The 21,149-nt window shown below is 70.7% G+C and carries 19 protein-coding genes; all 19 read right to left on the bottom strand.

The annotated features are described in order from the left end of the window. Window positions 1–18 precede the first annotated feature (18 nt). Window positions 19–1,461, bottom strand: a complete 1,443-nt coding sequence (pyk, locus tag ABD663_RS01875; protein WP_344736153.1) for a pyruvate kinase — start codon at window positions 1,459–1,461, stop codon at window positions 19–21. 48 nt (window positions 1,462–1,509) lie between these two features. Beyond that, window positions 1,510–2,976, bottom strand: a complete 1,467-nt coding sequence (locus tag ABD663_RS01880) for a glutamate synthase subunit beta (RefSeq protein WP_344736154.1) — start codon at window positions 2,974–2,976, stop codon at window positions 1,510–1,512. Continuing rightward, on the bottom strand, window positions 2,969–7,573 hold the full coding sequence (gltB, locus tag ABD663_RS01885; protein ID WP_425561746.1) for a glutamate synthase large subunit: 4,605 nt from the start codon (window positions 7,571–7,573) through the stop codon (window positions 2,969–2,971). Before gltB ends, ABD663_RS01880 begins: the two co-directional genes overlap by 8 nt. 67 nt (window positions 7,574–7,640) lie before the next feature. Further along, on the bottom strand, window positions 7,641–8,621 hold the full coding sequence (gene lgt, locus ABD663_RS01890) for a prolipoprotein diacylglyceryl transferase (protein ID WP_344736155.1): 981 nt from the start codon (window positions 8,619–8,621) through the stop codon (window positions 7,641–7,643). A 53-nt stretch (window positions 8,622–8,674) separates the two neighbouring features. Then, window positions 8,675–9,469: a tryptophan synthase subunit alpha gene (gene trpA / locus ABD663_RS01895; protein ID WP_344736156.1), complete on the bottom strand. Its 795-nt coding sequence runs from the start codon at window positions 9,467–9,469 to the stop codon at window positions 8,675–8,677. Beyond that, window positions 9,466–10,674, bottom strand: coding sequence for a tryptophan synthase subunit beta (gene trpB, locus ABD663_RS01900; RefSeq protein ID WP_344736157.1), 1,209 nt, complete (start codon window positions 10,672–10,674; stop codon window positions 9,466–9,468). Before trpB ends, trpA begins: the two co-directional genes overlap by 4 nt. Further along, window positions 10,671–11,477 carry an indole-3-glycerol phosphate synthase TrpC gene (gene trpC, locus ABD663_RS01905; protein ID WP_344736908.1) on the bottom strand — a complete coding sequence of 269 codons (807 nt, stop codon included), beginning with the start codon at window positions 11,475–11,477 and terminating at the stop codon, window positions 10,671–10,673. The genes trpB and trpC overlap by 4 nt, the downstream gene beginning before the upstream one ends. Window positions 11,478–11,512: 35 nt before the next feature. Beyond that, entirely contained in the window at window positions 11,513–11,743 is a 231-nt protein-coding gene (locus ABD663_RS01910; protein WP_344736159.1) for a DUF6704 family protein, read from the bottom strand. A gap of 28 nt (window positions 11,744–11,771) precedes the next feature. Further along, window positions 11,772–12,377 (bottom strand): Trp biosynthesis-associated membrane protein, encoded by a 606-nt coding sequence (locus ABD663_RS01915; RefSeq protein ID WP_344736160.1) that lies wholly within the window; start codon window positions 12,375–12,377, stop codon window positions 11,772–11,774. Continuing rightward, a complete protein-coding gene (hisI, locus tag ABD663_RS01920; RefSeq protein WP_344736161.1) occupies window positions 12,374–12,739 on the bottom strand; it encodes a phosphoribosyl-AMP cyclohydrolase in 366 nt (121 codons plus the stop codon). Before hisI ends, ABD663_RS01915 begins: the two co-directional genes overlap by 4 nt. Beyond that, window positions 12,736–13,509: an imidazole glycerol phosphate synthase subunit HisF gene (gene hisF, locus ABD663_RS01925; RefSeq protein ID WP_344736162.1), complete on the bottom strand. Its 774-nt coding sequence runs from the start codon at window positions 13,507–13,509 to the stop codon at window positions 12,736–12,738. Before hisF ends, hisI begins: the two co-directional genes overlap by 4 nt. Beyond that, a complete protein-coding gene (hisG, locus tag ABD663_RS01930; RefSeq protein ID WP_344736163.1) occupies window positions 13,509–14,351 on the bottom strand; it encodes an ATP phosphoribosyltransferase in 843 nt (280 codons plus the stop codon). Before hisG ends, hisF begins: the two co-directional genes overlap by 1 nt. Before the next feature lie 40 nt (window positions 14,352–14,391). Continuing rightward, complete coding sequence (locus ABD663_RS01935) at window positions 14,392–14,655, bottom strand: phosphoribosyl-ATP diphosphatase (RefSeq protein ID WP_344736164.1); 264 nt, start codon at window positions 14,653–14,655, stop codon at window positions 14,392–14,394. Between the two features lie 38 nt (window positions 14,656–14,693). Continuing rightward, complete coding sequence (gene rpe / locus ABD663_RS01940) at window positions 14,694–15,389, bottom strand: ribulose-phosphate 3-epimerase (RefSeq protein WP_344736165.1); 696 nt, start codon at window positions 15,387–15,389, stop codon at window positions 14,694–14,696. 22 nt (window positions 15,390–15,411) lie between these two features. Then, window positions 15,412–16,782 carry an RsmB/NOP family class I SAM-dependent RNA methyltransferase gene (locus ABD663_RS01945; RefSeq protein WP_344736166.1) on the bottom strand — a complete coding sequence of 457 codons (1,371 nt, stop codon included), beginning with the start codon at window positions 16,780–16,782 and terminating at the stop codon, window positions 15,412–15,414. Next, entirely contained in the window at window positions 16,779–17,696 is a 918-nt protein-coding gene (fmt, locus tag ABD663_RS01950; RefSeq protein ID WP_344736167.1) for a methionyl-tRNA formyltransferase, read from the bottom strand. The genes ABD663_RS01945 and fmt overlap by 4 nt, the downstream gene beginning before the upstream one ends. Window positions 17,697–17,704: 8 nt before the next feature. Next, window positions 17,705–19,675: a primosomal protein N' family DNA-binding protein gene (locus tag ABD663_RS01955; RefSeq protein ID WP_344736168.1), complete on the bottom strand. Its 1,971-nt coding sequence runs from the start codon at window positions 19,673–19,675 to the stop codon at window positions 17,705–17,707. A 1-nt stretch (window position 19,676) separates the two neighbouring features. Beyond that, the gene (gene metK, locus ABD663_RS01960) at window positions 19,677–20,870 is read right to left on the bottom strand and encodes a methionine adenosyltransferase (protein WP_344736169.1); all 1,194 of its coding nucleotides are present in this window, start codon (window positions 20,868–20,870) and stop codon (window positions 19,677–19,679) included. Then, window positions 20,870–21,124: a DNA-directed RNA polymerase subunit omega gene (gene rpoZ / locus ABD663_RS01965; RefSeq protein ID WP_344736170.1), complete on the bottom strand. Its 255-nt coding sequence runs from the start codon at window positions 21,122–21,124 to the stop codon at window positions 20,870–20,872. The genes metK and rpoZ overlap by 1 nt, the downstream gene beginning before the upstream one ends. Window positions 21,125–21,149 lie beyond the last annotated feature (25 nt).

Consider the following 21,149-nt stretch of genomic DNA (forward strand, 5'->3'; position numbering starts at 1 on the left):
CGGCAGTTGCCGCGACTGCTACTCGCGGTAGATCGGTGCGCGTCCGAGGACGGCGTCGCCGACCTTGTGGATGCGGATGTCGTTGGTCGACCCCACGATGCCGGGGGGCGATCCTGAGATCACCACGACCCTGTCGCCGTCTTCGGCGAGATCGTTCGTCAAGAGGTAGTCGTCGACCTGGATGAACATGCGGTCGGTGTGGGGCACGTGCTCGACCAGGGTCGACTGGACGCCCCACGTCAGTGCCATGCGCCGACGGATCTCCGGTGCCGCCGCGAAGCCGATCATCGGGATGCGTGGGCGAAGTCGCGACATCCGACGGGCGGTGTCGCCGGACTCGGTGAAGATGCAGAGGTACTTGGCCTCGACGAAGTCGGCGACCTCGTTCGCGGCGAGCGTGATGGCTCCCGGCTGGGTGCGCGGCTTCGTGGTGAGAGGTGCGATGCGATCGAGCCCGTGATCCTCGGTGGACTCGATGATGCGCGCCATCGTCTGGACGACGATCACGGGGTACTCCCCCACGCTCGTCTCACCCGACAGCATGACCGCATCGGCTCCGTCGAGCACGGCGTTGGCGACGTCGCTGGTCTCGGCGCGCGTCGGGACGGGACTGGCGATCATCGACTCCAGCATCTGGGTCGCGACGATCACCGGCTTCGCCATGCGGCGACACAGCTCGACGGCGCGCTTCTGTACGATCGGCACGGCCTCGAGAGGCAGCTCGACACCCAGATCGCCGCGGGCGACCATGATGCCGTCGAACGCGTCGATGATCTCCTCGAGGTGGTCGACCGCCTGCGGCTTCTCGATCTTCGCGATGACCGGGATGTGGCGGCCTTCCTCGGCCATGATGACGTGGACGCGCTGCACGTCCTTGGCGCTGCGCACGAACGACAGTGCGATGAAGTCGGCGCCGATGCGCAGCGCCCACCGCAGATCCGCCTCGTCCTTCTCCGACAGCGCCGGCACGTTGACCGCGACACCGGGCAGATTGATGCCCTTGTTGTTCGAGACGGCGCCGCCGACGACGACCTTGGTCGTCACGACCGTTCCGTCGGTCTCGACGACCTCGACACGCACCTTGCCGTCGTCGATCAGCAGGGTGTCGCCGGGCTTGACATCCTGCGGCAGGCCCTTGAACGTGGTGCCGCAGATCTCCTTCGTGCCGGGCACGTCCTCGATGGTGATCTTGAAGATGTCGCCCTCGGCGAGCTCGTGCGGTCCGTCTTCGAAGCGGCCGAGCCGGATCTTCGGGCCCTGCAGATCGACGAGCACGGCGACGGCGCGTCCCGCGTCGTCGGCGGCCTTGCGCACGTTGGCGAAGTTGGCCTCATGGACCGGGTAGTCGCCGTGGCTCAGGTTCAGTCGGGCGACGTCGACACCGGCATCGATGATGGATCGCACCATCTCGTAGCTCGAGGTCGCGGGGCCCAGCGTGGCGACGATCTTGGCGCGTCTCATCCGTGGATTCTCCGGTGGGGGTTCGGTGGCGGAATGGCCGGTGCCAGCCTACGCGGGCTGCAGACCGATCGCGACATCGGTGGGACGCACCGGCGCAGGCAGCTGCGTCTCGCCCATGAGGTAGCGGTCGACCTCGGCGGCCGCCGCACGGCCCTCGGCGATCGCCCACACGATGAGCGACTGGCCGCGACCGGCGTCACCGGCGACGAAGACGCCCGGGGTGGCGGTCTGGAACCGGTCGTCGCGGGTCACGTTGCCGCGCCCGGTGAACTGCGTCCCCAGCTGCTCTTCGAGCGCCGTGCGCTCGGGACCGGTGAATCCCATGGCGATCAGGACGAGGTCGGCGGGGATCTCGCGCTCGGTCCCGCTCTTGGGAACACGGCGTCCGTCGACGTACTCCGTCTCAGCCACGCGGAGCGCGCGCACCTCTCCGACGTCGTTGGCGAGGAACTCCACCGTCGAGGCCAGGTAGGCGCGCTCGCCGCCCTCTTCGTGGGCCGACTGCACTTCGAAGATCGCCGGGGCCATCGGCCACGGCTGGGTGTCCGGACGCTCGGCGGGCGGCTGCTTGCCGATCGCGAGGTTGGTGACGCTCAGCGCGCCGTGGCGGTGCGCGGTGCCGATGCAGTCCGCACCGGTGTCGCCGCCGCCGATGACGACCACGTGCTTGCCGTGGGCGCTGATCTGGTTCGGCACGTGCTCGCCGGCGACCGCGCGGTTCGACTCGACGAGGTACTCCATCGCGAAGTGGACACCGGCCAGATCTCGCCCGGGGATCGGGAGATCACGGGGCAGGGTGGAGCCGGTGGCGACCACGACGGCGTCGTAGCGCGCTCGCAGATCGCTCCACGAGATGTCCTTGCCGATCTCGACGCGCGCGCGGAAGCGGGTGCCTTCGTCCTGCATCTGGCGCAGCCGCGCCTCGAGGTGCTTCTTCTCCATCTTGAAGTCGGGGATGCCGTAGCGCAGCAGACCGCCGATGCGGTCGTCGCGCTCGAAGACGGCCACGGTGTGGCCGGCGCGGGTCAGCTGCTGTGCAGCCGCGAGGCCGGCCGGGCCGGAGCCGACGACCGCGACCGTCTTGCCCGTCAATCGGCCCGGAGGCTCCGGCTCGATCCAGCCGTTCGAGAAGGCCTCGTCGGCGATCGACACCTCGACCTGCTTGATCGTCACCGCCGGCTGGTTGATCCCCAGCACGCACGCGCTTTCGCAGGGCGCCGGGCAGAGGCGGCCGGTGAACTCGGGGAAGTTGTTGGTCGCGTGCAGCCGCTCGCTCGCCGCGCGGCCCTCGCCGCGCCACGTCAGGTCGTTCCACTCCGGGATGAGGTTGCCCAGCGGGCACCCCTGGTGGCAGAACGGGATGCCGCAGTCCATGCAGCGCCCCGCCTGACGGCGCAGCACACCCGAGTCGGAGGCCTCGTAGACCTCCTTCCAGTCCATGATGCGCACCGGCACGGGCCGCCGCGGCGGCAATTCGCGCTCGGTGACTTTCAGAAAGCCCTTCGGGTCAGCCACCGGTCACCTCCATGATTCGGCTCCACACGACATCGCCATCGGGGTCGAGCCCTTCGGCGACGGCATCCTGGCGCGTCTGCAGGACGGCCGCGTAGTCGCGAGGCATCACGCGGACGAAGTTGTCGAGCTCGGTTTCGAAATCGGCGAGCAGTCGCGCCGCCAGCTCGGAGTCGGTCTCGGCGACGTGCTGTGCGAGCAGGTCGCGGAGCATCTCGGCGTCGCCGGACCCGAGCGGACCGAGCTCGAGCTCGCCGGAAGCGAGCGCCTCGCGATTGACGAGATCGGTCGACAGTCTGTACACGTAGGCGGTTCCGCCCGACATCCCCGCGCCGAGGTTGCGCCCGGTCGAGCCCAGGATGACGGCGAGGCCGCCCGTCATGTACTCGAGCGCGTGGTCGCCCACCCCCTCGACGACGGCCGTCGCGCCCGAGTTGCGCACGAAGAACCTCTCGCCCACGGCGCCGCGAAGGAACATCGTGCCCTGCGTCGCACCGTAGCCGATCACGTTGCCCGCGATCACGTTGCGGGATGCGTCGAAGGTCGCCCCGCGCGGCGGCCGGATGACGATCTGCCCGCCCGACAGGCCCTTTCCGACGTAGTCGTTGGAGTCGCCCTCGAGGCGCAGCGTGATGCCGGCGGGCATGAACGCGCCGAACGACTGGCCCGCCGAGCCGGTCAGGTTGACGGTGATCGAGCCCGAGGGCAGACCGTTCTCGCCGCGGGCGCGCGTGACGTGGTGGCCCAGCAGCGTTCCGACGGCGCGGGCGGTATTGCGCACCGGCAGGTCCAGGGTCACCTCGCCCCCGCGCGCGATGACGTCCTGCGCGGCCTCGATGAGCTGCACGTCGAAGTGCTGGTCGAGCTCATGGTCCTGCGCGCGGCTGTTGCGCCGTGACAGCTCCGGAGCGAAGGCCGGGCCGTCGAGGATCGGGGCGAGGTCCATGCCGTTCGCCTTCCAGTGCTCGATGGCCCCGTCGACGTCGAGCAGCTCGCTGTGACCGATCGCCTCGTCGAGCGAGCGGAAGCCGAGCTCGGCGAGGTACTCACGGACCTCCTCGGCGATGAACTCCATGAAATTCACGACGAACTCGGGCTTGCCGGTGAACCGCTGGCGCAGCACCGGGTTCTGGGTGGCGACGCCGACCGGGCAGGTGTCGAGGTGGCACACGCGCATCATGATGCATCCCGACACGACCAGCGGAGCCGTCGCGAAGCCGAACTCCTCCGCACCGAGCAGCGCGCCGATGATGACATCGCGCCCCGACTTCATCTGGCCGTCCACCTGCACGACGACGCGGTCGCGCATCCCGTTGAGCATGAGCGTCTGCTGGGTCTCGGCCAGACCGAGCTCCCACGGCGTTCCGGCGTGCTTGAGCGAGTTGAGCGGGCTCGCTCCGGTGCCGCCGTCGTGGCCCGAGACCAGGATGACGTCGGCGAGGGCCTTCGCGGTGCCCGCGGCGACCGCACCGATGCCCGACTGGCTGACGAGCTTGACATGCACGCGGGCGTTGGGGTTCGCGCGTTTGAGGTCGAAGATGAGCTGTTTGAGATCCTCGATCGAGTAGATGTCGTGGTGCGGGGGCGGCGAGATGAGCCCCACGCCGGCGGTGGCGTGCCGTGTGCGGGCCACCCACGGGTAGACCTTGGCGGGCGGCAGCTGACCGCCCTCGCCCGGCTTGGCGCCCTGCGCGAGTTTGATCTGGATGTCGTCGGCCTGCGTGAGGTACATGCTCGTCACGCCGAAGCGGCCGGAAGCGACCTGCTTGATCGCGCTGCGGCGCTCGGGGTCGAGCAGCCGGTCGACGTCTTCTCCGCCTTCGCCCGTGTTCGACTTGCCGCCGATGCGGTTCATCGCGATCGCGAGGGTCTCGTGCGCCTCGCGCGAGATCGATCCGTAGCTCATCGCACCGGTCGAGAATCGGCGGACGATGGACGAGACCGGCTCGACCTCGTCGATCGGCACCGGCGTGCGCCCCTCGGTGCGCACGCGGAACAGACCGCGAAGGGTCTTGAGCTCCTGTGCCTGGTCGTCGACGAGCTTCGTGTACTCGCGGAAGATGTCGTAGCGGCGGGTGCGAGTGGAGTGCTGGAGGCGGAACACCGTCTCGGGGTTGAACAGGTGCGGCGACCCATCGCGCCGCCACTGGTACTCGCCGCCGGTCCACAGTCGCTCGTGCGCGCGCACGGCGGCGTCCTCGGGATACGCGTACGCGTGCCGCGCGGCGTTCTCGGCCGCGATGACGTCGAGATCGATGCCGCCGAGCTTGGTTTCGGTCCCGGTGAAATAGGTGTCGACGAGTTCCTGCGAGAGGCCGACAGCCTCGAACACCTGCGCGCCGGCGTACGACGACACGGTCGAGATGCCCATCTTCGACATGATCTTCAGCACGCCCTTGCCGAGTGCGTAGATCAGGTTGCGCACCGCCTTCTCCGGGGTGACGCCCGTGATGAAGCCGGCACGCACGAGGTACTCGACGGTTTCCATCGCGAGGTACGGGTTGACGGCCGACGCGCCGTAGCCGATGAGCGTGGCCACATGATGCACCTCGCGGACATCGCCCGCTTCGACGACCAGTCCGCACTTCATGCGGGTCTGGTTGCGGATCAGGTGGTGGTGCACCGCGGCGAGCATGAGCAGCGACGGGATCGGGGCGAGGTCCTTGTTCGAGTCGCGGTCGCTGAGCACGATGAACTCCGCGCCGTCCTCGATGGCCTGATCGACTTCGGCGCACATCTGCTCGAGACGCTTCTTCATGCCCTTGTGTCCGGCCTCGACGCGGTACAGACCTCGGATCGTGACCGAGGTGCGTCCCGGCAGCGCCGTGTCGATGTGCTGGATCTTCGCGAGCTCATCGTTGTCGATCACGGGGAAGTCGAGCGTGACCGTGCGGGTGTGACCCGCGCCCTCGCTCAGCAGATTGCGCTCCGGGCCGAGCCCGAGCGACAGCGAGGTCACGACCTCCTCGCGAATCGAGTCCAGCGGCGGGTTGGTCACCTGCGCGAACTGCTGCGTGAAGTAGTCGAACAGCAGCCGCGGGCGGTCGCTGAGCACGGCCACGGGCGTGTCGCTGCCCATGGCTCCCAGCGGTTCGGCGCCGGTCTGCCCCATCGGCGTGAGGAGGATCTTGACCTCCTCCTCGGTGTAGCCGAAGGTGCGCTGACGGCGGGTGATCGAGGCGATCGGATGCACGATGTGCTCGCGCTCGGGAAGATCGGCCAGTCGCACGCGACCGGCATCCAGCCACTCCTGCCATGGGGCGAGGTCGGCGAGCTGCGCCTTGATCTCCTCGTCCTCGATGATGCGCTGCTGCGCGGTGTCGACCACGAACATGCGACCGGGACGGAGGCGCCCGCGGCGCTTGATGCGCTCGGGAGCGAAGTCGAGCACGCCCGTCTCGCTGCCGATCACCACCAGACCGTCGGTGGTCTCGGTCCAGCGGCCGGGCCGCAGGCCATTGCGGTCGAGGGTGGCGCCGACGAGCGTGCCGTCGGTGAAGATGAGCGCGGCCGGGCCGTCCCACGGCTCCATCTGCATCGAGTGGTAGTCGTAGAAGGCGCGCAGCTTCGGGTCGATGCCGACCTGCTTCTCGTACGCCTCGGGGACCATCATCATGATGGCGTGGGGCAGGGAGCGCCCCGTCAGGGTGAGCAGTTCGAGCACTTCGTCGAACGATGCCGAGTCGCTGGCGCCGGGCGTGCAGATCGGGAGCAGCGGCTCGATGTCGCCGATCAGCTCGGATTCGAGCTGGGACTGGCGCGCACGCATCCAATTGCGGTTGCCGTTGACGGTGTTGATCTCGCCGTTGTGGGCGAGCATGCGCAGCGGCTGGGCGAGAGGCCAGGACGGGAACGTGTTGGTCGAGTACCGCGAGTGGACCACCGCGAGCTCCGACGCGAAGCGCTCATCCTGCAGGTCGGGGTAGAACGGCTCGAGCTGCAAGGTGGTGACCATGCCCTTGTAGCCGAGGGTGCGGGCCGACAGCGAGACGAAGTACGCGCCGAGCTCGGTGCGCGAGCGCTTGCGAAGACGGTACGTGCGACGGTCGAGGGCGATGCCCGACAGCGCGGGGGCGTCGCCGGAGGCCGGGCGGGCGACGAAGAGCTGCTCGAAGACGGGCCGCGCCTCGAACGCGAGCTTGCCGAGGTTGTCGTCGGCCGTGGGGACCTCGCGCCAACCGAGCACCACGAGGTTCTCGCTGGCTGCGATGCGCTCGATCCCGGCTTTCTGCTCCGCCCGAGCGACGTCGTCACGGGGGAGGAAGACCATCCCCGCCGCGTACTCCCCCGCCGGCGGCAGATCGAAATCGACCACCTCGCGCAGGAAGGCGTCCGGCATCTGGGTGAGGATGCCGGCGCCGTCGCCGGTTCCGGCGTCCGAGCCGATCGCTCCGCGGTGCTCGAGGTTGCGCAGCGCCGTCAAGGCCAGGTCGATGATGTCGTGCCCCGGTTCGCCGCGCAGCGTGGCGACCATCGCCAGCCCGCACGCATCCTTCTCGAACGCGGGGTTGTACATGCCCTGCTTGGCGGGCGGGCCCGCGAGGGCGCTCTGCGTGCCGGGGACCGCGGCGGATGCCGCGCGACGGGGGCTCGAAGCCATGCTGACCGTCCTCACGTTGTTGCTCAAGGTTGGGACGACGTCGGCCCTGTGCTCCCTGCGGAGCGAGTTACTTCGTGGCGGCGCTTGTGGCGGTGCCTTCCCCGACTTCGGCCGTCGGCGGTTCGCTGACGTCGACGAAGTCGTCGGTGTCCTGCGATTGTACAGAACCTTCGGGGTGCCACTCCCGGCCCGGCACGTACGGCGATGCCTCGTCGCCGGTGTGCCGTCGCCGCTGCACGACGAGGATCACGATGCCGACCACGACGCCGGCGATGGCGGCCCAGACGTTGGTGCGCAGGCCGAGGAAGATCTCACTGGGATCGATGCGGATCGACTCCCACACGATGCGTCCGGCGCTGTACCAGATGAGGTAGAGCGCGAACAGGCGGCCCCATTGCAGGCGCAGGCGTCTGCCGGCCCACAGCAGGACCAGGACGCCGAGCGCGTTCCAGATCACCTCGTAGAGGAAGGTCGGGTGGAACAGCGTGTCAGGGGCGAGTCCCGGCGGGAACGCCGGATTCTCGGGGTCGATCTCGAGCCCCCACGGCAGGTCGGTGGGTAATCCGAAGAGCTCCTGATTGAACCAGTTGCCGAAGCGGCCGATCGCCTGCGCGAGCAGCAGACCCGGCGCGAGGGCGTCGGCGAAGCTCCAGAACCGGATGCCGGTCCACCGGCAGCCGAGCCACGCGCCGACCGCCCCGCCGATCAGCGCGCCGTAGATCGCGATGCCGCCCTCCCAGATGTAGAGGGCGGACAGCGGGTTCGCGCCCTCGCCGAAGTAGAAGCCCCAGTGGGTGACGACGTGGTAGACGCGGGCGGTGATGATCGCCAGCGGCACGGCCAGCAGCGCGATGTCGATGACCACCCAGGGCTCGGCCCCGCGCTTGGTGAGGCGGTGATTGGTCATGAGGACCGCGACGATGATGCCGGTGATGATGCACAGCGCGTAGAAGTGGATGCGCAGCGGTCCGAGATCGATGTAGCTGATGTCGGGGCTCGGAATGCTGGTGAAGACGCCCTGGGCGAGGCTCTGTACGGCGTTGATCATGCGCGGTGGGGGTCCTTGCTGGAGGGATGCCAGAGGTGGCCGGTGGAACGAGTCTAGTTCGCCCGCATGCGGGTGCCGGCCGAGAGCTGTGCTGCGGCGGCGCGCAGCGCGTCGATGCCGCCGTCGCGCAGCGCACGGACGAGCGCGGTCCCGACGATCGCGCCATCGGCGTAGTCGATCACGCCGGTGACCTGCTCGGCGTTCGAGATGCCGATGCCCACGCATGCACGTGCGGCCCCGTGCGCGCGGAGGCGACCGACGAGGGTGCGGGCGGCGGCATCGAGCTGGGCGCGCTCTCCGGTGATGCCCATGGTCGAGACGGTGTAGACGAAGCCGGTCGAGTTCTCGACGATGAGCGCGAGACGCTCGTCCGTCGAGGTCGGAGCGGCGAGGAAGACGCGGTCGAGGCCGGTGCGGCGGCTGGCCGCGATCCACTCCCCTGCCGCTTCGGGAGTGACATCGGGTGTGATGAGGCCGGCGCCGCCGGCCGCGGCCAGGTCGTCCGCGTATCGATCGACGCCGTACTGCAGAACGGGGTTCCAGTAGGTCATGACGAGCACCGGAACCGACACGCGCGCAGTGATCTCTGCGACCGCGGTGAACGTGTCGCGCATCCGGAAACCCGCGGCCAGGGCGGCCTGCGTCGCCTCCTGGATGACGGGCCCGTCCATGACCGGGTCGGAGTACGGCGGACCGAGCTCGAGCACGTCGGCCCCGGCTTCGGCCAGGGCCACCGCGGCGTCGACGCTGGTGGCGAAATCGGGATAGCCGAGCGGGAGATAGCCGACGAACGCGCCGCGGCCGTCGGCGTGGGCGGCGTCGATCGCCGCTTCGACGCGCGAGGTCATACGCGATCCTCCCGGTCGTACAGGTCGAAGTAACGGGCGGCGGTGTCCATGTCCTTGTCGCCGCGGCCCGAGAGGCTGATCGCGATGACCGCATCGGGTCCGAGCTCCTGGCCGATGCGCATCGCACCCGCGAGGGCGTGGGCGGACTCGATCGCGGGGATGATGCCCTCGGTGCGCGACAGCAGTCGCAGCGCCTGCATGGCCTCGTCATCGGTGGCCGGGATGTAATCGGCGCGGCCGATCGCGGCGAGCCACGCGTGCTCGGGACCGACGCCCGGATAGTCCAGACCGGCTGAGATGGAGTGGGATTCCACGGTCTGGCCGTCGTCGTCCTGAAGGACGTAGGTCATCGCACCGTGCAGGACGCCGGGACGGCCACGCTCGATCGAGGCCGCATGGCGGGGGGTGTCGACACCGTCGCCGGCGGCCTCCACGCCGTACAGCCGTACGCCCTCGTCGTCGAGGAACGCGTCGAACATGCCGATCGCGTTCGAGCCTCCTCCCACGCACGCCACGACCGCGTCGGGCAGACGGCCGGCCTCGGCCACCAGCTGCTCGCGCGCCTCCTCGCCGATGATCTTCTGGAAGTCGCGCACCATCGCCGGGAACGGATGCGGGCCGGCAGCGGTGCCGAAGATGTAGTTCGTCGTCTCGACGCTGGCCACCCAGTCGCGGTACGCCTCGTTGATCGCGTCCTTGAGGGTCCGCGAACCGGTCGTGACGGGGATCACCTCGGCACCGAGAAGCCGCATGCGGGCGACGTTGAGGGCCTGGCGCTCGGTGTCGACCTCGCCCATGTAGATGGTGCAGTCGAAGCCGAACAGGGCCGCGGCGGTCGCGGTGGCGACGCCGTGCTGGCCGGCGCCGGTCTCGGCGATCACGCGCGTCTTGCCGAGCCGCTTGGTGAGCAGGGCCTGGCCGATGACGTTGTTGATCTTGTGCGATCCGGTGTGATTGAGATCCTCGCGCTTGAGGAACACGCGCGCTCCCCCGGCGTGCTCGGCGAACCGGGGCACCTCGGTGAGGGCGGACGGACGTCCGGCGTACGAGCGCAGGAGCCCGACGAACTCGTCCTGGAACGCCGGATCCGCCTTGGCGGAGTCGTACTCCGCGGTGAGTTCGTCGATCGCGGCGATGAGCGATTCCGGCATGAACCGCCCGCCGTACTCGCCGAAGAACGGGCCGGGCGCGTCGCGCAGGCTCATGGGTGCCGCCTTCCGTCTCGGGGGTCGAACGCACCCGCTTCGAGGAACGTGCCGAGCGTTGCGACGGGGTCGCCGGTGACCAGCGCCTCGCCGATGAGCACGGCGTCGGCGCCGGCGCGGCGGTAGTGGGCGACGTCCGCCGGAGCGAGCACCGCCGACTCGGCGACCTTCACGACCCCGTCGGGGACGCGGCCGACGAGGCGCCCGAACAGGTCGGAGTCGAGTTCGAACGTGCTCAGGTCGCGTGCGTTGACACCCACGAGCCGCGCGCCGATCTCGGACGCACGGTCGACTTCGTCGGCGGAGTGGGCTTCGACGAGCGGAGTCATGCCGAGGTCGAGTGTCAGGGCGTGAAGACGTTCGAGCGTCGCCTGGTCGAGGGCGGCGACGATGAGCAGCACCAGGTCGGCGCCGGCCGCACGCGCCTCGAGCACCTGGTATTCGGTGGCGATGAAGTCTTTGCGCAGCACCGGGATGTCGACCGCGGCGCGGACGGACTCGAGGTCGGCGAGGCTGCCCTTGAACCGGCGCCCCTCCGTGAGCACCGACACCACGCTCGCCCCGCCGTCCTGGTAGCGCCGGGCCTGCAGGGCCGGATCGGGGATCGCAGCGAGATCGCCGCGCGACGGGCTCGCACGTTTGACCTCGGCGATGATCTTGACGTGGCCGGACGGCGCAAGTGCCGCCAGGGCGTCGCGAGCCGGAGGGCGGGCGACCGCCGCGGCCTCGACGTCCGTCAGCGAACGGACCTGCTCGCGGTGCGCCGCATCCTCCAGCGCTCCCGCGGTGAGTTCGGCGAGCAGACCTCGTCGCGCGGGCGCTCGCTCAGCGCGGGTGCTCAATGTTCTTTCGGCGCGTACTTCGGCCCGTTGACCCCGTAGCCGGCGCGGGCCATGCCCCAGCCGACGAGCGCGCCGACGACCACGAGAACCGCAGACGCCCAGACCAGCCACTCGACCGCGAAGAAGAAGGCCACGGTGCCGATCGTGATGGCGACGAGCATGATCACGACCGCAGTCCACGCGGCCGGGGAGTGTCCGTGGCCGGGGTCGCCGATGGGGTTGCTCATGGAAGTCCTCCGAGTTGCGGGTCGGTGGTCAGTCTAGCGGGCGGGCGGTCGGATCCTCGCCACGGCTGAGGTCGTCCCACGAGTCGATCGCATCGGTGCGCTCGGCGTCTGCGGGCCGTGGGCCGGACGCCGAGGCATCGGTCTCGTAGCGTCGTCCGCCGCTGCGCCAGCGATGCGCGGTCGCGAGTGTGAGAATCCCCGCGCCCGCCAGGAGAAGGGCTGCGACGACGGTGACGGCGGGCCACCCGGTGGCGCCGATCATCGCCACGAGGGCCGAGACAGACGCCTCTCCGGCTATCCCTGTCGCCTCGGTCACGGTGCCCGCGACGGCGGCGGTCGGATGCTCGGTCGCGATACGCGCGGCGAGCAGCATCAGGATGCATCCGATCGCCAGCGTGAGCACGCCGAACACGTACCGCAGCGCGCGGCCGACGATGGTGAGTGCTCCGCCGAGGGCGAGCGCCGCGAGGCTCAGCGGCGCGAGGAGGGGCACCGCCGCGGCGCCTGCGACGTCGAGGGTCTGCTCGGCCTCGACGAGGGTCACGACCAGCCAGGTCTGCGTTGACGAGATCACCCCGATCGAGCCGGTGGTGAGGATCGTCAGCACGGCCAGCAGCCGGGCGCGTCGCCTCATGGCGCGGCGTCCCGGCCGGCCACCGGCTCCAAGTCGTCGGCGTCGAAGCAGGTGTGCGTGCCGGTGTGGCAGGCGGGGCCGATCTGGTCGACCGAGATGAGCACGGCATCGCCGTCGCAGTCCAGCTTGGCGCCACGCACGTATTGGACGTTGCCGGATGTGTCTCCCTTGCGCCAGTAGTCGCCGCGCGAACGCGACCAGAACGTCACGCGACCCTCGGTGAGCGTGCGTCGCAGCGCCTCGGCGTCCATCCACGCCATCATGAGCACCTCGCGGGTGTCCCACTGCTGGACGATCGCCGCGACGAGGCCGCGGTCGTCGAAGGTGACGCGCGCGAGGCGATCCTCGATCGTCCGGCTCATGCCGCGACCTCCCGCACGTTGACCCCGTCGGCGATCATCGCGGCTTTGACGTCCCCGACGGTGAGCTGACCGGAATGGAAGACCGATGCCGCCAGGACGGCATCGGCGCCGGCGTTGATCGCCGGGCCGAAGTCGGCCGCGGACCCCGCGCCGCCGGAGGCGATCACCGGCACGCTGGAGACCTCGCGCATGAGAGCGACCAGCTCGAGGTCGAATCCCCGCTTGGTGCCGTCGGCATCGATCGAGTTGACCAGAAGCTCCCCCGCGCCCCGCTCGATCGCCTCCCGCGCCCAGGCCAGTGCGTCGAGCGTCGTCTCGGTGCGTCCGCCGTGCGTGGTGACCACGAACCCCGACTCGGTCCCCTCCGAGCGCTTCACGTCGAGCGAGAGCACCAGCACCTGCGCACCGAAGCGGTCGGCGATCTCGTCGACCAGCGAGGGTCGCGCGATCGCCGCGGAGTTGACGCCGATCTTGTCGGCGCCGACGGTGAGCAGCCGGGCGACGTCGTCGCCGGTGCGCACGCCGCCGCCGACGGTGAGGGGGATGAACACCTTCTCGGCGGTGCGGCGGACGACCTCATACGTCGTCGCACGCTCGTCGACCGTCGCCGTGACATCGAGGAAGGTGAGCTCGTCGGCCCCCTGCCGGAAGTACTCCTCGGCGAGCTCGACCGGATCGCCCATGTCGCGCAGGTTCTCGAAGTTGACCCCCTTGACGACACGCCCCGCCGCGACATCGAGGCACGGGATCACACGGCAGACCAGGGCCATCAGAGCCTCGCCGCGTGGATCTCGGTCACCAGGATCGCGCGGGCGCCGATCGCGTAGAGGGCGTCCATCACCTGGTTGACGCCCTTGCGCGGGATCATGACGCGCACCGCGACCCACTCCGGGTCGCGCAGCGGCGAAATGGTGGGCGACTCGATGCCGGGCGCGACCGCGACGGCCTGGTCCACCAGTTCGGTCGGCAGGTCGTAGTCGATCAGGACATAGCGGCGTGCGACCATCACGCCGCGCAGTCGGCGCAGCAGCGTCTCGGTGCCGGCGGCGTCGGAGGGACCGGCGACGAGCACGGCTTCGGACTCGAGCAGCACCGGCCCGAACACGTCGAGCCCTGCTTGCCGCAGTGTCGTCCCGGTCGAGACGACGTCGGCGACGGCGTCGGCGACCCCGAGGCGCACCGCCGACTCGACGGCGCCGTCGAGCGGCACCAGGTCGACCGCCACACCGTGCTCATCGAGGAACGAATCCACCAGCCCCGGATAGGCGGTCGCCACTCGGAGGCCCTCGAGGTCGGTCAGTTCGGAGAACTCACCGGGCGGGCCGGCGAAGCGGAACGTGGAATCGCCGAAGCCGAGCGCCTCGATCTCGCGCGCACCCGGCATGCGCGCGTCGCGCAGCAGATCACGGCCCGTGATGCCGACGTCGAGGGCGCCTGATCCCACGTACGTGGCGATGTCCTTGGGTCGCAGGTAGAAGAACTCGACGTGGTTGGCCGGGTCGATGACGTGGAGGTCCTTGGGGTCTCGACGCCCGGTGTACCCGGCCTCCTGCAGCATCTCGGCGGCGGTCTCGGACAGCATGCCCTTGTTGGGCACGGCGATTCTCAGCATCGGTGAGGCTTTCGTCGGGGTGGAAGGTCGGCGGAGCGGCTCACAGATGTCGGTACACGTCGTCCAGCGTGAGCCCCTTCGCGAGCATGAGCACCTGCAGGTGGTAGATCAGCTGCGAGATCTCCTCGGCTGCGGCGTCGGTCGACTCGTACTCGGCCGCCATCCAGACCTCGGCGGCCTCCTCGACGATCTTCTTGCCGATGGCGTGCACGCCCGCATCGAGCTGGGCCACCGTGCCCGAACCCTCGGGGCGCTGCGCCGCCTTCGCGGCGAGCTCGGCGTAGAGGCCGTCGAACGTCTTCACCCTGCCAGGGTAGCGAACGCAGGCGGTCGTCGGCCGCGTCAGCGGGCGTGGATGTGCCGTGAGGCCTCGGCACGCAGCCGTGCGATGGCCGCTGCGGGATCATCGCTGCCGAACACGGCCGAGCCCGCGACGAATGTATCGGCTCCGGCCTGCGCGGCGTACTCGATCGTGCTGTCCGATATGCCGCCGTCGACCTGCAGCCACACGGCGGATCCGCGTTTGCGGGCGTGGCGGGCGAGATCGCGCAGCTTGGGCATCGTGCCGTGCAGGAACGACTGGCCGCCGAACCCGGGCTCGACGGTCATCACGAGGATCTGGTCGAACTCGTCGACGATGTCGAACAGCGGTGCGACGGGGGTGTCGGGCTTGACGGCGACGCCCGCACGCGCGCCGATCGAGCGCAGGCGCCGTGCCAGGGCGACGGCGTCCTTCGCGGCTTCGAGGTGGAAGGTGACCGATGCCGCGCCGAGTTCGGCGTACTCGGGCGCCCAGCGATCGGGATCATCGATCATCAGGTGGACGTCCAGCGGCACGGGACTGACGTCCTGGATGCGCCCGACCATCTGCGGACCGAACGTGAGGTTCGGCACGAAGTGGTTGTCCATCACGTCGACGTGGACGAAGTCGGCGGATGCGATGCGGGCGAGCTCGGCCTGCATGTTGACGAAGTCGGCGGCCAGGATGCTGGGGTTGATGCGGACCCCGCGGTCGGGTTCGGCCTCGTGTGCGCTCACGGCTCCATCCTGGCATCCGCCGTCATCGGCGGCGCAGCAGCGACACCGACATGGCGTCGGTGTTGTGGCGGTGCGGCCACAGTTGGGCGCGCCCCGACCCGTCCGTCTGCGGCAGCAGTCCGGGATCGTTGTCGCACACCTGCGTGACCGCATCGCGTGCCGACAGCTCCTCGATCGCGTCCCCCCACTCGCGGTGGATGTCGGCGACGACCGTGGCGGTCTCGGCGAGGTGGGGCGAGCACGTGACGTACGCGACGATTCCGCCCGGTCGCAGCGCCCCGACGGCGGCGGTGAGCAGTTCCCTCTGCAGCTGAGTGAGCGCGGGGACATCGGCCGGTGACTTGCGCCACCGCGCCTCGGGGCGCCGGCGGAGCGCGCCCAGCCCCGTGCACGGCGCATCGACGAGAATGCGGTCGTAGGTGTCGGGCGACTCGGCCGCGCGCGTCCTGCCGTCGAGCTCAGACACGGGTACCCGACCCGGCACCGACCGAAGGGCCTGGCGGACGAGGCCTGCGCGGGCGGGGACGATCTCGTTGGCCTCGAGCCGCGCCCCGCCGATCCGCGCTTCGGCGGCCAGCAGCGCGGTCTTCCCGCCCGGCCCGGCACACAGGTCGAGCCACTTCTCGCCGTCGCGGATCGGCTCGACGCGGCTGAGCGCCAGCGCGGCCAGCTGCGATCCCTCGTCCTGCACGCGGCGGCGTCCCGCCGACCCGCTCACGAGCTGCTCGGGGTCGCCGGAGGCGAGCCGGAACGCGATCGGCGAGTAGGGCGTCCGCCGTGCGCGTGCCGGGATGTCGGCGAGTCCGGGCAGCGCCGCCATCGTCACGCGAGGCGAGGCGTTGTCGGCGGCCAGCAGCGCCTCGAGCTCTCCCGCGCGTCCCTCGGCGGCGAGTGCCCGACGGAACGCGCGCACGATCCATACCGGATGCGATGTGACCAGGCCGATCCGCTCGTCGTCGGAGCGTGCCGTTTCGGCGACGTGCGACAGCCAGTCGCCCGGCGTGTCGCGCGAGACGCGACGCAGCACGGCGTTCGCGAAGCCGCCGGCGCCGCGTCCGCCCGCGCGCCGTGCCAGCTCGACGGACTCGTTCACAGCGGCATGCGAGGCGACGCGCGTCGACAGCAGCTGGTGCACTCCCAGGCGCACCGCGTCGAGCACGGCGGGCTCGATGTCGCTGACCGGCCGGTCCGACGCGAGTGAGATGATCGCGTCGTAGGTCCCCTGGCGGCGCAGCGTGCCGTAGGTGAGCTCGGTCGCAAGCGCCGCATCCGCGGTGTCGAGTCCGGCGCGGCGGATGGCCGTCGGCAGCAGCAGGTTGGCGTACGCATCCGACTCGTGCACCGCGCGGATGGTCTCGAAGGCCACGCGTCGGGATCCGGTCGCACCGCTCATGTGCCGACCGCCACGCTCGGGGCGCGCTGACCGCGCCACCAGTCGGCGGCGTCCATCGGCGGCTTGCCGGCAGGCTGCACGCGCAGCAGCTCCACCGCGCCGTCCGATGCCCCCGCCAGCACCGCCCGTCCGTCGCCTGCGATCCGGCCCGATCCGGGTGAGGGTCGATCGGATGCCGCGGCCGAGAGCACCTTCAACCTCGCGCCGTCGATCGTCGTGAACGCGCCGGGCTCGGGGGTCGCGCCGTTGATGCGGTTCAGCACAGCCGTCCCCGGCTCGTTCCAGCGGATGCGGCCGTCCTCGGCGGTGAGCTTCGGCGCGAACGTCGCCTCGCCGGTCTGCGGGGTGGTCGTGGCGGTGCCCGCGGCGATCGCGTCGACGACCTCGAGCAGCACGTCCGCGCCCAGGACGGCGAGCTCGTCGAGCAGGGCGCCCGCCGTCGCACCACGCGGCACGGACACGGCGCGGCGGGCGAACACATCGCCCGCGTCCAGTTCGGCGACCAGTCTGAACACGCTCACGCCGGTTTCGGTGTCGCCGTTGATGAGGGCGTGCTGCACGGGAGCGGCACCGCGCCACCGTGGCAGGAGTGAGAAGTGCAGGTTGATCCAGCCGTGCCGGGGGGTCGCCAGCAGCGGCTCGCGCACGAGCCCGCCGTAGGCCACGATGACGCCGAGGTCGGCGTCGAGCGCCGCAACGCGTGCCGTGGTGTCGCCGTCCAACCGGTTCACGCGGATGGTCTCGGTTCCGGCATCGGCGGCGGTCGCCGCCACCGGCGACGGGGTGAGGACCCGCTTGCGGCCGAGCGGGGCGTCGCGCCGGGTGATCACGGCGACGACGTCGTGGTCGGAGGCCAGCAGCCGGCGCAACGACGGCACGGCCGGCTCGGGTGTGCCGGCGAAGACGAGGCGCATGGGGTTCCTCACAGCTCGAGGTCGGGCAGGTCGACGCGGACTCTGAGTGTATTGCGGCCGGGACCGCCGGCGCGGGGGCGACGGGAGTTCAGCGCGTCCGTCACCACCGCGGAGCGCAGCGCAGCGGTCACCGCGGGTCCGGATGAGTAGTCGAAGCGGACGAGCGCGCGGGCCTGTTCGCTCTCGCCGACCGGACCGAGGACGGCCTCGGAGTCGAGTGCGGTCACGGCTTCGCGCACCGCGCGGATGGCCGCATCCACACGTGCGCGCGGGCCCTCGACGGCGGCGACGCGCACCGTGGGGGGCATCCTCAGCGGTGCGCGGTCGGCGAGCTCGCTCGCGGCATAGGCGGGCTGCGTCCAGGTCGCGAGGGCGCGCGCGACGCCCCCTGCGACACCGACCAGATGAACTGGTGCGCCCGGCGCGGCCAGCGCGGCCGCGTTCGACCACCAGCGCAGGCACGCCTCGCCGACCCGCAGATCGTCGGCCTGCAGCATCCGGTCGCCATCGAGGAGCACGACGGCTCGATATCCGCCCTGTGCGATCGGCTCGGCGCCGCGCGTGGCGACGACCAGAGCGGGGGCGGCGTCGACGTGGGCGACGGGATGCTCGCCGTCGGCGACGATGACGCGGATGCCGGGGAACGCCCGCCCGAGCTCGTCGGCCGTCCGCTCGCTTCCCGACGAGGCCATCCGCACCTGGGTCGAGCTGCAGTGCGGGCACGCCCAGCCGCGCGCGTGGCGCCCGCACCACCCGCACACGGGCGTGGCCCCGGGTCTGGCGGCGCGCAACGGCCCGCCGCAGTGGGCGCAGCGCGCGGGACGCCGGCAGTCGGCGCACACGAGCGAAGGAGCGTAGCCCGGCCGGGCGACCTGCACGAGGACGGGGCCGTCCGCCACGGCCGTGCGGGCGGCTTGGAAGGCGGACGACGGCACGCGCGCACCGCGGCCTTCGCCTTCGCGCGTGGCGCTGAGGACGACCCGCGGGCTCGCCCGGCGCACCGGTGCGACGTCGGCGATCCAGCCCACCGACACGAGTCGCTGCACATCGGTGGTGCGCGTGTGCCCGGCGACGACGAGCGCACCGCCCTCGAGCTCGTGGCGGATCAACGCGGCATCGCGTGCGTGGACGCCGGGGCTGAGCGGCTCCCGCAGCAGCGGGTCGCCGTCGTCCCAGATCGCGACGAGACCGGGTCGCGCGATCGGCGAGTAGACCGCCGATCGGTTGCCCACGACGATCGCGGGCGCGTCCTCGAGCGTGCGCAGGAACGTGGCGTATCGTTCCGGACCGCTGCGTCGTGCGTCGTCGCGCACGACGGCGTCCGGGGGGACGCGGCCGTCGAGTGCCGCGAGCACCTGGGTCGCGTCGCGGTGGTCGGGTACGGCGATGATGCTGCTGCACCCGCGGGCGAGCTGGCGCGTGGCTGCGGCCGCCAGCAGCAGCGCCCACGCCCCGACGGTGCGACCGTCCGCCGTCTCGTCGGGCACGGCCGGGGCCGAGAGCGCGAGCCGCTCCCCCGCATCGATCCGCGCCGACAGGTCGACGAACGCCGCGAGCCGGGCGTCCGCCCACGCGACCGCGTCCTCGGCCACGGTCGGTGCGCCCGCCCGTCCCGCAGCGAGCCACGCCTTCTCGGCGCGCACCATCCGCTTCGGGATCGCGAGGCGCAGGATGTCGGAGGCCGAACCCGCCGCCCGGTCGGCGGCACGCCGTGCCAGCGCGTACAGCGCCGGGGTCAGCACGGGCACCGGCGACACGACGGCGTCGAGTTCGGACAGGGCGCGGTCCGAGGTCGAGGCATCCGTCACCTCGACGAGATAGCCGTCGATGATGCGGCCGGCGGTGCGCAGCGGCACCCGCACCCGCACACCCGGACGCGCGTCGTCGGCGAACTCGGCCGGGATCGCGTAGTCGAACAGTCGGTCCAGCTGGGGCAGCGGCGAATCGACGAGCACGCGTGCCACGCGCCCCGCGCTCATGTCAGAGACCGACGGCGGCCCGCAGCGCCTCGGCGCGATCGGTGCGCTCCCACGTGAATTCGGGCAGTTCGCGGCCGAAGTGCCCGTAGGCGGCGGTCTTCGCGTAGATCGGACGCAGCAGGTCGAGTGCGTCGATGATGGCCTGCGGCCGGAGGTCGAACACCTCGCGGATCGTTCCGGCGATCACGTCGTCGGCCACCGCGCCCGTGCCGAACGTCTCGACGTACAGACCCACGGGTGCGGCTCGGCCGATCGCGTAGGCGACCTGTACTTCGAGGCGCTCTGCGAGCCCGGCCGCCACAGCGTTCTTGGCGACCCACCGCATGGCGTATGCGGCCGAGCGGTCGACCTTCGAGGGGTCCTTGCCGCTGAACGCGCCGCCGCCGTGCCGCGCCGCGCCGCCGTATGTGTCGATGATGATCTTGCGCCCCGTGAGTCCCGCGTCGCCCTTGGGGCCGCCGATGACGAAGTCGCCGGCGGGGTTGATGACGTACTCGACGTCCGAGACGTCGAGACCCGTCTCGGCCAGCACGGGGTCGATCACCTCGGCCTGCACCGCCGCGCGCAGCGCGGCCAGCGAGATGTCGGGCTGGTGCTGAGTCGACAGCACGACCGTCTCGACGGTGCGCGGCACGGCGCCGTCGTAGCCGAGCGTCACCTGCGTCTTGCCGTCCGGCCGCAGGAACGGCAGAGCGCCGCTGCGACGGGCGTCGGCCAGGCGTTCTGCGATGCGATGCGCCGTCCAGATCGCCATCGGCATCAGCTGGGGCGTCTCGGTGGTCGCGTAGCCGAACATGATGCCCTGGTCGCCGGCGCCGAGCGTGTCGACGGGATCGATCGAACCGCCCTCGCGGTGCTCGAGCGCGTTGTCGACACCCGCAGCGATATCACCGGACTGCTCGCCGATCGACACCGTGACCCCGCACGAATCGCCGTCGAAACCGGTGTCGCTCGAGGTGTAGCCGATACGGTTCACAACACCCCGGACGATGCCGGGGATGTCGACGTAGCCGTCGGTGCGCACCTCGCCCGCGACGTGGATCAGGCCCGTCGTGACGAGGGTCTCGACCGCCACGCGACTGTCCCGATCCTCGGCGAGCAGAGCGTCGAGGATGCTGTCGGAGATCTGATCGCAGATCTTGTCGGGATGACCCTCGGTGACCGACTCGGAGGTGAACAGGCGCAGCTGCGTCATCACTCGGCGTCGCGCAGGCGCAGCTTGTCCTCGTGGATCTCGTGCATCGCGATCGTCAGCGGCTTGTCCTCGACGGTCGAGTCGACGAGCGGACCGACGTTGTCGAAGAGGTTCCCCTCGTGCAGGTCGGAGTAGTAGTCGTTGATCTGACGCGCGCGCTTTGCCGCGTAGATGACGAGCTGGTACTTGGAGTCGACCTTCTCGAGCAGGCTGTCGATCGGCGGATCGATGATTCCCTGGCTGGTGCCGGCCATGGCGGACCTCCTGAATGACGGTGGA

Origin of the sequence: Microbacterium awajiense (assembly GCF_039536545.1) — a bacterium.
In the GTDB taxonomy this organism is placed as follows: domain Bacteria; phylum Actinomycetota; class Actinomycetes; order Actinomycetales; family Microbacteriaceae; genus Microbacterium; species Microbacterium awajiense.